Source organism: Psychromonas sp., from assembly GCF_983033635.1.
In genome coordinates this window covers 1-14,751 of record NZ_CEZLMY010000086.1, presented here as the reverse complement: position 1 = coordinate 14,751, position 14,751 = coordinate 1, and the positions used below count along the sequence as shown (strand labels likewise).

The 14,751-nt window shown below is 37.5% G+C and carries 10 protein-coding genes; 8 read left to right on the top strand and 2 right to left on the bottom strand.

Annotated elements, in window-relative coordinates; all coding sequences use genetic code 11:
* The first annotated feature begins 560 nt into the window (after window positions 1-560).
* Window positions 561-1,349 carry a hypothetical protein gene (locus tag AC4GME_RS11810; protein WP_490375557.1) on the top strand — a complete coding sequence of 263 codons (789 nt, stop codon included), beginning with the start codon at window positions 561-563 and terminating at the stop codon, window positions 1,347-1,349.
* Between the two features lie 193 nt (window positions 1,350-1,542).
* Here AC4GME_RS11810 and syd read toward each other — a convergent pair whose 3' ends face one another.
* Entirely contained in the window at window positions 1,543-2,097 is a 555-nt protein-coding gene (gene syd / locus AC4GME_RS11805; RefSeq protein ID WP_490375556.1) for a SecY-interacting protein, read from the bottom strand.
* A gap of 125 nt (window positions 2,098-2,222) precedes the next feature.
* Here syd and queF point away from each other — a divergent pair, with 125 nt between their 5' ends.
* The 6 genes from queF to AC4GME_RS11775 all read left to right on the top strand — a co-directional run bounded on the left by queF (window position 2,223) and on the right by AC4GME_RS11775 (window position 11,181).
* The gene (gene queF / locus AC4GME_RS11800; protein WP_490375555.1) at window positions 2,223-3,080 is read left to right on the top strand and encodes an NADPH-dependent 7-cyano-7-deazaguanine reductase QueF; all 858 of its coding nucleotides are present in this window, start codon (window positions 2,223-2,225) and stop codon (window positions 3,078-3,080) included.
* A gap of 12 nt (window positions 3,081-3,092) precedes the next feature.
* The gene (locus AC4GME_RS11795; protein ID WP_490375554.1) at window positions 3,093-5,300 is read left to right on the top strand and encodes a tetratricopeptide repeat protein; all 2,208 of its coding nucleotides are present in this window, start codon (window positions 3,093-3,095) and stop codon (window positions 5,298-5,300) included.
* Window positions 5,301-5,393: 93 nt separating this feature from the next.
* Window positions 5,394-6,851: a GGDEF domain-containing protein gene (locus AC4GME_RS11790; protein WP_490375553.1), complete on the top strand. Its 1,458-nt coding sequence runs from the start codon at window positions 5,394-5,396 to the stop codon at window positions 6,849-6,851.
* Between the two features lie 186 nt (window positions 6,852-7,037).
* Entirely contained in the window at window positions 7,038-8,390 is a 1,353-nt protein-coding gene (ppnN, locus tag AC4GME_RS11785; protein WP_490375552.1) for a nucleotide 5'-monophosphate nucleosidase PpnN, read from the top strand.
* A 182-nt stretch (window positions 8,391-8,572) separates the two neighbouring features.
* Window positions 8,573-9,358: a flap endonuclease Xni gene (gene xni / locus AC4GME_RS11780; RefSeq protein WP_490375551.1), complete on the top strand. Its 786-nt coding sequence runs from the start codon at window positions 8,573-8,575 to the stop codon at window positions 9,356-9,358.
* 95 nt (window positions 9,359-9,453) lie between these two features.
* On the top strand, window positions 9,454-11,181 hold the full coding sequence (locus tag AC4GME_RS11775; RefSeq protein WP_490379436.1) for a hypothetical protein: 1,728 nt from the start codon (window positions 9,454-9,456) through the stop codon (window positions 11,179-11,181).
* A gap of 180 nt (window positions 11,182-11,361) precedes the next feature.
* On the opposite strand, the gene AC4GME_RS11770 is transcribed toward AC4GME_RS11775, so the two are convergent.
* On the bottom strand, window positions 11,362-12,282 hold the full coding sequence (locus tag AC4GME_RS11770; RefSeq protein WP_490379435.1) for a D-2-hydroxyacid dehydrogenase: 921 nt from the start codon (window positions 12,280-12,282) through the stop codon (window positions 11,362-11,364).
* A gap of 119 nt (window positions 12,283-12,401) precedes the next feature.
* Here AC4GME_RS11770 and AC4GME_RS11765 point away from each other — a divergent pair, with 119 nt between their 5' ends.
* Entirely contained in the window at window positions 12,402-14,654 is a 2,253-nt protein-coding gene (locus AC4GME_RS11765) for a diguanylate cyclase domain-containing protein (protein ID WP_490379434.1), read from the top strand.
* The last annotated feature ends 97 nt before the right edge of the window (window positions 14,655-14,751 follow it).

Below are 14,751 nucleotides of genomic sequence, written 5' to 3'. Positions count from 1 at the left end.
TAGCTGGCCACGAAGTGGTGAATAACAGGATGTTATGAATCAAATCAATAACAAAGACTAAAACATAGTTTTATCTCTCGCTAGCATTCATTTTAACAAGCATAACTGAATTAAAAATTATCGGATTTGCTATTAATTGCCATAACAGATAATTAGACTGCAGCTTACTCACTAGTAAGCATAGCCTATCCAACAAAGATGCTTTTATAACAAAATTAATATTCTTAAACAGCAAGTTGAATCATATTGCGGGCAACTAATTGATAATGATGCCAGCAGTTCCACAGGCTAGACAATGAGGCTTAGCAAATTTATTGCCCAGCAGTTTGTTATGGCGTTTATTGTTTCTATACTCAGTACAAGCAACTACGATATTGCAGTTTTGTAGCCAAAAACGGCTTATTTCAAAGATAAGGCTGACTTTTTGCCCTGCTGATAAAGCATCCGCTAGAAGCAAATTCCTCCTTTTTATCGTTGTTTATTATTATTTTTATTTTTTGATATTTGTAAAAGCGGCAAAATAATCCAACCAAGCAGCACAATAACAAGGAGATGCAAAGATGTTGAAAATAGGACAAAACAAAGTGTTTACACGCTTTTATATCAAGACAAAATGGGCTGTGACCATTACCTTCTGCCTGACTCTCAACTGGATTGGCTGTGCGCTGGCAGATAGCCAAAGCATTTCGCCCACTAGCACAAAAAATCTAAGCAAAACATCGATTCTGAAGCAGCCCGTTGCAGGTAATATACAAGGCAGCAGCAAACTGCAAAAAGAAGAAGATCCAGCGAGTGCTCCACAAGGCGACAGCGGGGTCTATGTAATGGACAATATAGATTTTCATCCGATTGGTGGTGGTGAGATCCCCGGCCTTGGTTGGAATAATAAGGTGCAGGTCAGCGGTTATTATCAATATTCAAATAACTCTTATGTGATCGTAACAGGCACTGTGCATGGAGATGGCCTTATTTCAGGTCCAGGCCAAGACGGCTGGACCTTTGTCGTTAAGCTCAATACAACTGATATCATAGGGCCGCGTCCTAGCGGCTGCCAATTTGCGGATTACAGACGCGCGCAGACCATAAAGTCAGGCACCGCCTGGAAATACCAGCAGATGATTGTCTTTAAGGATACCGCCAGCAAACCGGAATGTTTTCAATACTTTAAAACTCTGGCCAACAAGCCCTTCCCGGTTAAGTTGATTGATATTGTCGGCCCATACTGGACTGGTGATAAGCAATATCAGGAGCCCAAAAACCGCTACTATCAAACAGGCCCGATGCTGCCTGTAAATTCAAATCTATCTTCCGGCCACACGGCACAGCCATGGACGGATCCAATAAATTAGATTCGAAAGGATTCTCTTTACAGGAGATTAAAAGATAGGAATTACTCATCTGCTGAAGATGTTTATATTTCCTGTCTTATATAACTAAAACAAGATCCCCATAACCTTTACACCCGCCAAGATCACATTTTAGATGTTTGTTTTTCACACAAACTTGACACTAACCATTATGACTTGCAACCGTCCTGATGAACTAGTCTGAAATAACCGGCTGAAGCTCAGCTAAGAAATCAGCTACATTTTCAGCTAAAATAGCTTCCTGGCCTTTTCCTAATGTTTCTAACTGCACCTGCCCTGTTTCATTTAATATAGAGATAATTTGCATCTCATCACTGCAGCTGGCAATAAACATCGAAGCAGGTTTATTTAAGCGTTTCTGCATCATAAAGTGGGCAATCATATTCTCTTGTAACAGTTTAAAGTCATCTTCATTCCAGACCTGGATCAACTCGATTGGATGCTCTTCAAATAGACAAGGTACACAATCGCCATAAGCACTACAGAAAAAATCGCTAATGCTCGGATGCAGTTGTATCTCTAATGCCTGTTCGATATTGCTCAGATCAATTTGTTGTTCGCGCTTAACGAATGACCATTCAATTTTATCATCCTTCACATCGCCAACTTGACAAGGTGAGATCCACTCCGGATCAAAGATCTGCAACGGTAATGATTGTTTCTGCTGCTGCCAAAGTGTTTGCTGACGCTCAAAAAGTGCAAATAATTGTGTTTGTGTTGTATTATTCATTGCTCGAATATTTCTATATTTTGGTTACAATAGATGCATTATATACTCAAACTACCTGAATCTGCATATATCAGGTAGTTTGGGTATAAACTTGTCTTTCTTAAAAAATATAAAAGCTAATAAATATGACCAATAAACCACTCTACGAACAAAATTCAGCGCTGCAAAACCTCTCTCTTGGAAAAGCGACAGAATACAAAAGCATCTACGAAGCCAGCTTATTACAAGGTGTGCCGCGCAGTTTAAATCGCAATGAATTAAAACTAACAGCAGATAACCTGCCATTTGTAGGCTTTGATTTATGGAATATTTATGAACTATCCTGGTTAAACAGTAAAGGAAAACCGGTTGTTGCAACTGGGGTAGTTAAAGTGCCATTTGACAGCGATAATTTAATTGAGTCAAAATCATTTAAGTTATATTTAAATAGCTTTAACCAAACTAAGTTTGCCTCGATAGATGAGGTGCAAAAAATATTAGCAGCAGACCTTTCTAAATGCGCCAATAAAGCGGTGAGTGTTGAACTTAATGGCGACTTGGATCAGTTTGCGGATAAGCTCGGCACATTCAATGGTACATGTTTAGATGAGTTAGATATCGAAATAGATAACTATCAGCTCACTCCCAACTACCTGCAGGATATCAGCTCGGCAGAGACAGTAACGGAAACCTTGTATTCACATCTGTTAAAATCTAACTGTTTAATTACCAGCCAGCCAGACTGGGGAAGTGTTGAAATTAGCTACACAGGTAAAAAGTTAGACAGAGAAAAATTACTGCGTTATTTAATCTCTTTCCGTCAACATAATGAGTTTCATGAACAGTGTGTTGAGAGGATCTATTGCGACATCATGAAATTTGCACAAATAGATTCGCTTTCTGTTTACGCACGTTATACTCGCCGAGGCGGTTTAGATATTAACCCGTTACGCGCAACAGAAAACCGCGCTGTTATTAATAATATCCGTTTGCTACGACAATAAAAAACAGGTTTTATGAAATATATTGGCTTATACATTCGTCCTATCTTTGCACTTATTTTATTGCAGGTTAGTTTATCAACGCTAGCGATAGAATTAATTGATGCAAAGGTTCCCGCACCGCTTAGAAAGGCTTATGACGCACGTTATACCGATCCGCTTAACTGTGTGGAAACGACCAGCCAATATATTACTCAACACAAGTCATTTAAAATTAACTCCAAGGGTATTATTGAAGAAAAGCCAACAGGGACCATATATGCTTTTCCAACGCAATTACTGGCTTTTTGTTATGCACAAATAGAAGATTACGCAAGCGCGCTAAATTTATTACAGCCATTATTAAAAAACCCGAGCTTGTCCAGTGATGAAATAAGAACATTAAACTTGATTGCATCAGAGATCCCTGAAGAGGAACGTCCGCAATTAAGCAATCTATTATTACTGAAAATACTCACAGATACTGCGTCTAGAATTGAAAAAACGCCGTTGACTGATTCGCCCAACTTACCGGTTGCGCTACTATTCACAATCAGCAAATTATCTTTACAAGCAAACCATTATAGCAATGCACTGAATGCATTAGAAAAAGCAAAAAAACGCATTAAGGGCAGTCAGAAAACGAAATTAGATGCTTGGTTGGCTTATTATTACGGGCTTTATTATGATCAAATCAACCAGCAACAATTAGCTACCTCCTCTTTCCTGATAGCCAATAGATTAGCCGATAAGCACGCTTTTATTAAACTAAGCGGCCAAGTAAAAAACAGCATCGCAAAGATATATCAAAAGAAATATCGTTTCCCAATCGCACTCGACTTTGCCAAGCAACGCGTAGAGCTTTATCTATCCACTGAAAATAAGATCAAACAAGCCGAGAGCTTAATTCAATTTGCTATTTTAAAACGCCAAAATAACGAAAATAATAATGCGCTTATTTACCTGTTTAATGCCTTAGAGTTAATTGAAAACAATAAACACAGTGATCTGCTCGCCCACGTTTACCTTGAGATAGGTCGTACTTATCTTGCCAATAAAAACAGAGAAAATGACAACAAAGTGTTAGAACTAGCACAAAAATATTTGCAAAATGCACGTTTTCACTTCACCCGCTTAAATAAACCACGCTATCAGATAGAAAGCTTACTGCTACTAGCGCAATTAAATATTATTAATAAAGATTCTGCACTGGCAATTTTACAGCTGGAAAAAGTGTTACAGCTTTCAACCAACAAATATCTTTCCTTACGTGTACAAGCTTTTGAAATGTTAGCCTTAAGTTATGAGATAACAGGCAACCTGCAACAAGCAATTTTACATTTCAAAAACTTCCATGCATTACAAAACCGCATTAAAGAACACCTATTTGAGTTACAACAGTTACAAATTAGCGAGCAACTGCAGCTATTTGAAAAAACACAACAACAAAAGCAGTTAGAAACTAAAAATATACAATTACAAAAAACAACCGATCGTTTTAAAACACTTACCTACAGCTCAATGAGTTTATTTACACTGGTTGCACTGCTGTTTTTTTACACATTAACCCGCAATAAAAAACTCAGTGATGCGGATAAACGCGCTCAACAAAAACTTGCATTTCACGCCCGTACTAAATTGCCTTTACAACACGCCGACAATAACCAGTTTAGTTATATTTATCGTGACGAGCCGCTTTATTATGCACTGGTTAACATCCCCTTTCTATCTCAACTAAATGAATTAACAGGTATTTACGGTGCACAGAAAATAGAAGAAAAACTTGGAGAAGCGCTAAAAATATATTTTACTAAGAGTGTTGATATTTTTCAGATTCGCGACAACCAAATCTTATTCATCTGCAAACAAAAAGAGCATCAAGATGCGGGCGATTTCGCACAAAAAATACAACGATTTTTCACCTCTTTTGCCGAGCAATATCAGCTATCAAGCACTGTTTCCTGTGGTGTCGTTGCTTTCCCGTTTTTAAATAATGCCAGCCGCGCAATTAATGCAAACCGTACGTTAAATTTAAGTAGTTTGGCACTATTTGCAGCCAGTCAAATTAGAAATGCGAAGCTGCAAAGCAGCTGGGTTGAGTTGTACGCGATTGATAATTTACAACCCGCCTTTTTTGATGGCGATTTGTGGATTTTGGGGCAAGCAGCGATAGATAAAGGCATTGTCAAAATAAATAGTAGTCACACGGATCATATTTTAAATTGGCCAAAACCCGATAAATAACCCATTTTTTGTGCTTTTTTCTAAGCTACACTTGCACAACCAGGTAAAGTTAATGATAATCGGAAGCCTGAAATATTTATTGGAATTACTCATATGACCACCAAAATAGCTGTTTTCAAGCTACTCCAACAGTTATTTAAAAGAACTGCTCGACAAAATATAACATTTGATCAATACCAAAAAAGCTTATTAAAAAAGCTGCAAAACAGCCATTCTGAGCAAACAACGCTCAAGCTCCTTGAAGAATGCACTGAACAACTCAATGAGTTAGAAATTCCATTAGAAAGTACCTTGTCTGAAGGCCGGTTAATCGTATCGCAATCGCAACTGCAATTACAAAGGCTGCCTGAGCTCTCTGAGCCTGTTAATAATAAAATTGAGCAAGCAAAGTCTATCGCGCAACCTTACTCAATTATTGAACACCACAATGAACTCACCGGCATTATCAAAATATACCAGCGTGTTGTCATTGATCTAACTAATAGTAAAACAACGCCTATCGATGAAGACACTTCACTATTTGATGGCTTATGTGAAGAGTTACAGCAGCTGATTCTTAATCTTGATATTGGCGAAGCATATATCAAACAACTCGAGACCATCCGCCAGAAAATAGTTTGCACCAATAATCCGCTTAAGCTGCCTCAGTATTGCATGAGTATTATCGCAATTATTATTGACAGTACACGTGAAGAACGTCGCTCATCGCGCCACTTTTTATATACACTAAATGATAGCCTGACACAGTTTTATCTTAATTTTGCAAACAATCTCAAACGTGCAGAAAGCGCTTTTGAAGAGCAAGATCTATGTGTTAAAACGATTCAAAAGAAATCTTCCCGGCTCAAAAAAGAAGCTGAAAAAGCAATCAATGTAGAATCGTTACGAAAGAATATTTTTTCTTACGTTGAAAGCGTTGAGCAACTAATTAAAGCAAAAGAGGGTGAGAAAGAGCGTCAAGTTCGCCAGCAATTCCAAAATATGGTCAGAGAGATAAAAGAGCTGCAGAACGAAACCAAAAACTACCAAAACACACTTAAGCAGCAAAACAAGCAACTGCATACTGATTTTCTAACCAAGATTCCAAACCGTGCGGCTTGGAGTGAACGCTTACAAATTGAATTTACCCGTTATCAGCGTTATCAGCATCCACTTAATTTGGCGGTTATTGATATCGATAAATTCAAAAAAATAAATGATACTTTTGGTCACCTAGCGGGTGATAAAGTATTAAATGTGATAGCGCAAACACTGCAAAGATCATTACGTAATGCTGATTTTATTGCGCGCTATGGTGGTGAAGAATTTACTCTGTTACTACCGGATATAAATCAACAACAGATGCAGGTAGTGTTACAAAAACTTTGTCACACTATAAAAATGATCCCTTTTAAATTTAAAAAAGAGAACATCAGTATCACCATTTCAATAGGCAGTACCTGCTTTTGTAAAGATGATGATATTGACAGCGTTTTTGAACGTGCAGATCAGGCACTTTACCATGCGAAAAACAATGGCCGTGATCAAGTTGTTTATTTTGAAAAAGAGTAACTCATTGCTTTAAAAAGAAATAGATGGAAACTATCTGTTTTTATCTTATGCTTATAGCGACGCAACTTAGAAGTGCAGAGTTCATGTCCCGCCTTTTAGTTCAGAATATCTCGTTGCTTCCAACTTACTAAATTCTACATTTATAATTATTTGCAATTAATGCTTAATTAGATTCAAGGAGACGTTATGATCACTCATATCAGCCCCGTCGGTAGCATGGCTTTATTATCGCAACTTGAAGTTAACCAACTAAAAGACAGTGCTGCATGCGATATTTATCAACAGTTTCGCAACTGTTCTCTTGCCGTACTTAATTCAGGTAGCCATACAGACAGCAGTAAAGAGATTTTAGAACAGTATAAAAACTTTAAAATAAATGTATTACACCAGGAAAGAGGTGTAAAGATTGAATTGGAAAACCCGCCTGAAGATGCATTTATTGATGGAGAATTAATCAAGGGTATCCAAGAGCACCTATTTTCAGTTATGCGCGATCTGTTATACGTTAATACACAATTGCGCTTGCCCGAAAAAGATGAAAGTAATGCGACACAAATAACCAGCTTAGTTTTCTCTATTTTACGTAATGCGAATATTTTAAAACCTGGCGTAGAGCCAAACGTTGTTGTTTGCTGGGGTGGACATTCAATCAACGATAATGAATTTACCTATACACGTGAAGTCGGTAGCCAATTAGGCCTTAGAGAACTAAATGTTTGCACAGGTTGCGGGCCAGGTGCAATGGAAGGTCCAATGAAAGGGGCTACAATCGGCCATGCTAAACAACGGGTCAATGATGGTCGTTATATTGGGCTCACCGAGCCGGGTATTATTGCTGCCGAGCCGCCGAACCCAATCGTCAATGAATTAGTTATTTTGCCCGATATTGAAAAACGCCTCGAAGCATTTGTACGCATTGCTCATAGCATAGTTATTTTTCCTGGAGGACCAGGCACTGCGGAAGAGTTATTGTATATTTTAGGGATAATGATGCACCCTGAGAATAAACGTCAACCCTTACCAATTATTTTAACTGGCCCGAAAGAAAGTGAACCTTATTTTGAAGCGATCGACAAATTTATTAGCGATACGCTTGGAGAGGAAGCACTGCAGCACTACCAAATTATCATCGACAATCCACCTTTAGTTGCACAAGTCATTAAAAAATCGATGGCAAAGGTTACAGAATACCGTCGTGCAATTGGTGATGCATACTCTTTTAATTGGTCACTTAAAATTGCTAGCCCCTTTCAGTACCCTTTTGTTCCGAGTCATGAAAATATGGCTAATCTAACACTGCACAAAGACCAACCATGCGAAGAGTTAGCTGCAAATTTACGCCGTGTTTTTTCAGGTATTGTTGGCGGAAATGTTAAAGATGACGGGATAAAATCGATTGAAAAATATGGCCCATTTGAAATCAAAGGCGAAAAATCACTAATGCAAAAAGTAGATCGATTATTAGAAAGCTTTAGCAAACAGGGACGCATGAAACTGCCTGGCACTGTTTATACACCTTGTTATAAGATTATCAGTTAATATAATGGCCACTGCATTATTATTGTCGCTAAAATGAATCTGATTCAGCACATACCGTTATCCACGACTTATTATAAGATTATCAGTTAATATGGTTTCTACACTACTTATTATTGTCGCTAAAATGAATCTGATTCAGCACATACCGTTATCCACGACTTATTATAAGATTATCAGTTAATATGGTTTCTACACTACTTATTATCGATGCAATGAATTTGATTCGTCGTATCTACGCGGTACAGGATAAACAGCACGGTGAAACAACGACGGCACTTATTGCAACACAAACGACAGTTTGTAACGCGCTAAAAAAGTTATTAAACATTCATCAGCCCACACATGTTATTTGCGTTTTTGATAGCCACACACCAAGCTGGCGTCATCAATTATACCCGAGCTATAAACAGGGACGAAAACCTATCCCTGCTTTTTTAAAACAAGATTTAGGTAAGATTCAAGATCTATTTTTTGAAATGGGGGTGGATTCTCTGGTGACAGAAAGTGATGAAGCGGATGATCTGATTGCAACACTCGCCGACAAAATGGCAAAGCAGCAGCAGAAATGTATTATTGTTTCTACCGATAAAGGTTTTTACCAGTTATTGAATTCACAAATCATCATTTATGATTATTTTCAAAATAGTTACACAGATGCCTTGCGGGTAAAAAATAAAATGGGATTATCTGCGACACAATTATGTGACTATTGGGCTATTACCGGTATTTCCAGCAGTGCAATTAAAGGGGTTGAAGGCATTGGCGCTAAAGGTGCGTTAGCGCTTTTACAGCAATTTCAAAGCCTGGATAATATATTAAAACAACCTGCCAATGAACAAGATAAACGCCTGACAAAAGTACATCAATTCCAAGAAGATGCGCTATTAGCTAAAAAGCTGGTTACATTACAGAAAGAGATCACGCTTGGATTTAATTTAAAGGATTTACGTTATACCCAAACCACTTAACCACCCGTAAAAAATCAATAAAAGCTGATTTTTAAATAGCCATACCTTGGTTTTTCGGTAATATAAACAAATTATTATCAACAGGAGTGAATCACTTGAAAAAAGTATTAATCGTCGCAGCTATCGCAGCAGCCGGTGTTGGCGGGTACATATTTAACCAACAGCAAGGAACATCAACTAGCTATAATGTACTTGATTACGTGCCTGCTGATACCCCCATATTTACAGGGCAACTCGAACCATTTCCGCTAAAAGACTACCTATCATCAACGCCAACGATGGCGAGCCCCGCCGAGCAACAGGTTCTTGATGATTTATATGATAAAAATAACCCAAGACTTAACTTTCTCTTAAATATATTTAAAACCTATCAAGATGGATTAAAAGCTCCTGACTTACTGATAAAAACATTTGGTTTTCCTCAGCAGTTACGCGCTTACTTCTATACCTTAGGCATGTTACCGGTTTTAAAAGCTGAAATAGAAAACCCGCAAGCAGTTTGGGATTTATTAGATAAAAATGAACTTGAAACGGGTTTTACTCACCGCAAAGGCACACTGCAATCATTAAATTATCGCGCATATCAATTAACTGATGAAAACGATCCTGCAATGATCGAGCTAATCATCGCAATCGATAAAGGGCTGTTAACAATTACCCTTAATACCCCTTATAACGATCCAACATTATTAGCCACGGCACTTGGTTTAACAAAAGCTGAAAACTCATTAGCAGCTTCCGGCAAGATTGAAGAGATCATCAAAACACATAAATTTGAACAAGCCAGCGTTGGTTTTATCAATCATATTGAACTGATTAAAGGTTTCACCACAACAGATAGCAACCAACTAGCACGCCAAATAGTCGCTATTGAAAAACAGTACAATCAAGAAAGCCCATTTGCTGCAATCCGCAGCGCTGAATGTGCAAGTGATTTTGCAAGTATTGCCAATAACTGGCCTCAAACTGTCTTTGGTTACACAGGTTTAGCAGTCAACGCAAAAGAATCAACGCTTGAAGTCGCGACTATTGTTGAAAGCAAAAACCAAGCTATTTTGAACGCATTACAATTAATACGTGGTTATATTCCAAAATACACAGCAGATGTTGAGCATAATGTATTTGCTATGGGTCTTGGTCTTGATATTAACCAATTAGCAGGTTCATTGAACGATATTTGGAGTGATCTGCAAACACCAAGTTATTCATGTCAGCCACTTGCAGAGTTACAGGCGCAAATTAGCCAATCTGGAGAGTCGATAGGTATGCTTGGCATGAGCGCCAGTATTGCCAATGGCGTGAAAGGTTTCAGCATTGCAGTGTTAGATTACACAATAAGTCAGCTTAATGATGATCCCGTGCTTGAAAGTCTAGATGCGTTATTTACATTATCTGCCGATAATCCGCAGCAGATTTTCAACTCAGTGAAAATGTTTAGTCCTGAATTACAACAGATTCAGCTGAGCGATGATAGTGAGCCAATTGAGTTAGCAACTATCTTCCCTATTCCTGCACAACTAAACTTAACACCTAAGCTGGCGATTAAGGGCAAGCATCTGGTGATATACAACGGAGAAAAAGGAAAAAAAGTAGCTGATACACTCTCTTCAGAGCAGTTAAGTAAAAATGGCAGTTATAATTTCTCGTTTGATTTCAAAAAAATGTTTACACCTATCGTAACAGCTACAGAGTTAGCAGGTGAAACATTACCGGAAGAAGCGCTATTTTTAATTAACTATGACGCACGTATGAAAATGAGCTTCGATATCAACCAGCAAGGTTTTATTTTTAACTCATATATAAATAGCAAAGCCCCGAAATAAATACCTGCTTACTTCTATTTACAAGCTGACTTCGGTCAGCTTTTGTTTATTCTTTTTTAGTTGTTCAGTCATCAATCAGAAAGCGCTTTTATGATCTAAAAATGAGTTTAAACACAGGATTATCATCCTATATATTCTTATAATTCGCACAAATTTTATCCACCCTTTTTTTACTCACTATTATAACAATGCAATATTTTTAGCGATTTCATTCACTAATGTTTCTCGCGCTTGTGAACTTGCCCATGCAATATGCGGTGTTATCAGTAAACGAGATTGTGCTTTCACCGAAAAATAGGGATGATCTTGCTGCATCGGCTCGACCGCTAATACATCGGTGCCATGATAAATATCATACTGATCAATAGCTTTAGCCATAGCCAACTCATTGATAATACCACCGCGCCCTAAATTAAGAATAACCGCCCCTTTTTTAACTAACTTTAACGCGTTTTCATCAATTAAGTTTTCGGTTTGTGCATTTAGCGGCGCATGAATAGTGACAATATCGCAACTTGATAAAAGAGTTTGCAAATCAACTTGTTGAATCGCCTGCTGGCTATTTTTACCAGAGGTCGAGTAATAACAAAGCTCACAGCCAAATACCCCCGCAATTTCAGCAACCCGTTGTCCAATTGCGCCAAAGCCGATAATTCCCCAGCGTTTGCCTTTAATTTCAGAAAAAGGGCTATCTATATGGGTAAAGGTAGGACTGTTGCACCACGCTTTTGATTGCGTGTAATGATCGTAATAACGGCTTTGATGAAGCAATTGCAGTAACATTGAAAAAGTAGATTGCGCAACACTCTCGGTTGAATAGCCGCAAACATTTTTAACCGCTACCCCGGCCTTTTCAGCGGCAATCAGATCAACGTTGTTGGTCCCAGTTGCGGCAATACAGATTAATTTCAGCTGGGGATTGGCTTTAATTATTTCCTGATCAATTATTACCTTGTTAGTAATAATTACTTCGTTATCTGCAATATGTGCTAATCGTTGTTTATTTGAGGTCACGGAATAAGCGCTGAACTCACCCAGTTTTTTTAATGCCGATAAATCACTATCACCTAATGTTAATGCATCTAATAATACTATTTTCATTTTTATTCCTATAAAAAAGATTGTTAACTGCCGTACATTTTTACCATAGTAAGTTTTATTTTGTTGTACAAAAATATAAGTAAAGGCTATTTTTAAGACTTATCATTAAAGGTTTTTCTATGAATTCAATATATCACCGCATCACACTAAAATTTATTAGTTTCTTACTTATCTCCCTGATCCTGATAATGACCTCAATTCAAATCGCAAGCATGCTTACAATCAAAGAAAATGTGCTGCAAATTGAAAATCTTTGGGATGAGGTACAAGTTGGACGCTCTGAAAAATTACGCTTAGAAAACTCAATGCGCTCTTATTTAGGTTACGGTGGAATGATCCACAAATTAAAAAATGCAGTGATTAATAACAGCCCGGAAGAGCTGGAGGATATTAAGGGTGATCTTCATAATGTTGAGGCTATCATTGAATTGTATCTTTCATTTCAATTAAGTAATGCAGAGCGATACGCACTTAACGACATTCTGGAGGTGGTAAAAAACTATCAGACAAAAATAAATCAACTTTCTTTAATATTCAGAGAAAATGCGCCAATAAAAAAAATAGATAAATTTATTCGGGTAGATGATCAACCCGCTTTACGCGCTTTAACGGTTATTGAACAAAACAATCGACACATTGATAAACAACAGGCTTATGACCAAGCAACTCAAACAGATAAGTTTGTCTTACTTACAGATATTGTGGGTCAGATGGGCTACGGAGGGCTAATTCATAATATTAAAAATTTACAGTTACGTAACGACAATTATTATGTGGCTGAAGTGCAGAATAACATTAATCAATTACAGCTTAGCATTGCTAAATATTACAAAATGCCATTAATCACCGAAGAGAAACAAGCATTAGAGATATTACAAGATACTGTCAGCCAATACCAAATTAGACTGGAAAATTTAAAACAGCCTCACTCGAAACGTAAGATAGCTACTGCTATTAATGATAAAAAAGCGCTACAAGCCTTAGATATACTTAATCTGCGCATTGAAACTGAATTAAAAAGTAAAATAGTCAATGTTGGTGAAAAGATCCACTCAATCCAAAATAGTATCAATAAATTAATTCAAGCAATTATCGCACTATGCATAATCACCTTATTCATTTTTAGTTACATTATGTTTAAGAAGGTGATTTTACCACTGCAAAAAGTCACCCAATCTATGGTTTCACTGGCAGCCGAGCATCACAACAAAGTTATGCCATTTCATTCGCAGCATATTTATGAAATCAAGCAGATGATTCGCTCCATTCGAATTTTTAAAAATCATCAAAGCAAACGCCGTAAAAGTGAAAAATCATTAACTAAAATGAATATAACCACATTACAACAACTCGATGAAATTAAAACCTTACAAATAAAAAGTGAGCAGAAAACAGAACAAGCTTTGGCACTTGCCAATCACTTAATTGAGTTACAAAAAAGTGCTGATATTGACCGTAAAAATGCCTTAGCAAGCCAGCGTAGAATTAATACCATTCTCAATACCGTACACGATACAATTATCACCACCAGTAAAGAGGGAATCATTGAAAGCATCAATACCGCAACCGAGAAGATGCTCGGTTACAGTGCAGCTGAGCTGATTAATAAAGATATCACCATGCTAATGCTAGATGAAGTAGCTATTCAACATAAAAAAATGCTGCAACAATATAATGCCAATCCAGATAATAATTTGCATAGCGAGGGGCGGGAGCAAATCATTAAACATGCCGATGGTTCGACATTTCCAGTAGAGATATTCCTAGGGCAATCAGAGATTAACGGTGAAATTAAATTCACAGCTGTTATTCGTGATATTACCCAACGTAAAAAAAATGAACAGGCAATACAGCATTTAGTATTGACCGATCCTTTAACAGATCTCGCTAATCGCCGTCACTTTAACCGCGAGTTACAACATGCTTTAGATATCAAGCAGCGCTTGCAGTTAAGTGTTGCACTATTAATGATTGATTTAGATAACTTCAAACCCATTAATGATACATTTGGACACAATATGGGTGATAAAGTATTACAAAAAGTGGCAAGACGTCTGCGAAAAATCACCCGTAAGGTGGATCTTATTGTTCGATTAGGCGGAGATGAGTTTGCGATTATAATAAACAGTGTTCATGATCGCTTTGATGCAATCACCCCCGCAAAAAAAGTGGTAGAAATCCTATCAAAACCTATGTCTATTGATGGCAAAACACTGCAAGTTGGCGCGAGTGTAGGCGTTTCAATTTCACCGCAAGATGCACTCAGCTTAGAGGACTTTATTAATCATGCAGATAAAGCATTGTATAAAGCAAAAAGCCTAGGCAAAGGTGGTTATTTCTCTTATCAGGACTTAAGTGACGATGAGAAATAGAAGGTAAAAACAGAAGGATATAAAAAAGCCGAACTAACTATTCTAATGCCGTTCGGTTAAGCAATTTTAGGCTTATATCTCAACGGATACCTTGATG

Excerpts from the sequence above, each read along its gene's own strand:
- AC4GME_RS11810 (WP_490375557.1), top strand. The coding sequence starts at position 561 with ATGTTGAAAATAGGACAAAACAAAGTGTTTACACGCTTTTATATCAAG.
- syd (WP_490375556.1), bottom strand. The coding sequence starts at position 2,097 with ATGAATAATACAACACAAACACAATTATTTGCACTTTTTGAGCGTCAG.
- queF (WP_490375555.1), top strand. The coding sequence starts at position 2,223 with ATGACCAATAAACCACTCTACGAACAAAATTCAGCGCTGCAAAACCTC.
- AC4GME_RS11795 (WP_490375554.1), top strand. The coding sequence starts at position 3,093 with ATGAAATATATTGGCTTATACATTCGTCCTATCTTTGCACTTATTTTA.
- AC4GME_RS11790 (WP_490375553.1), top strand. The coding sequence starts at position 5,394 with ATGACCACCAAAATAGCTGTTTTCAAGCTACTCCAACAGTTATTTAAA.
- ppnN (WP_490375552.1), top strand. The coding sequence starts at position 7,038 with ATGATCACTCATATCAGCCCCGTCGGTAGCATGGCTTTATTATCGCAA.
- xni (WP_490375551.1), top strand. The coding sequence starts at position 8,573 with ATGGTTTCTACACTACTTATTATCGATGCAATGAATTTGATTCGTCGT.
- AC4GME_RS11770 (WP_490379435.1), bottom strand. The coding sequence starts at position 12,282 with ATGAAAATAGTATTATTAGATGCATTAACATTAGGTGATAGTGATTTA.
- AC4GME_RS11765 (WP_490379434.1), top strand. The coding sequence starts at position 12,402 with ATGAATTCAATATATCACCGCATCACACTAAAATTTATTAGTTTCTTA.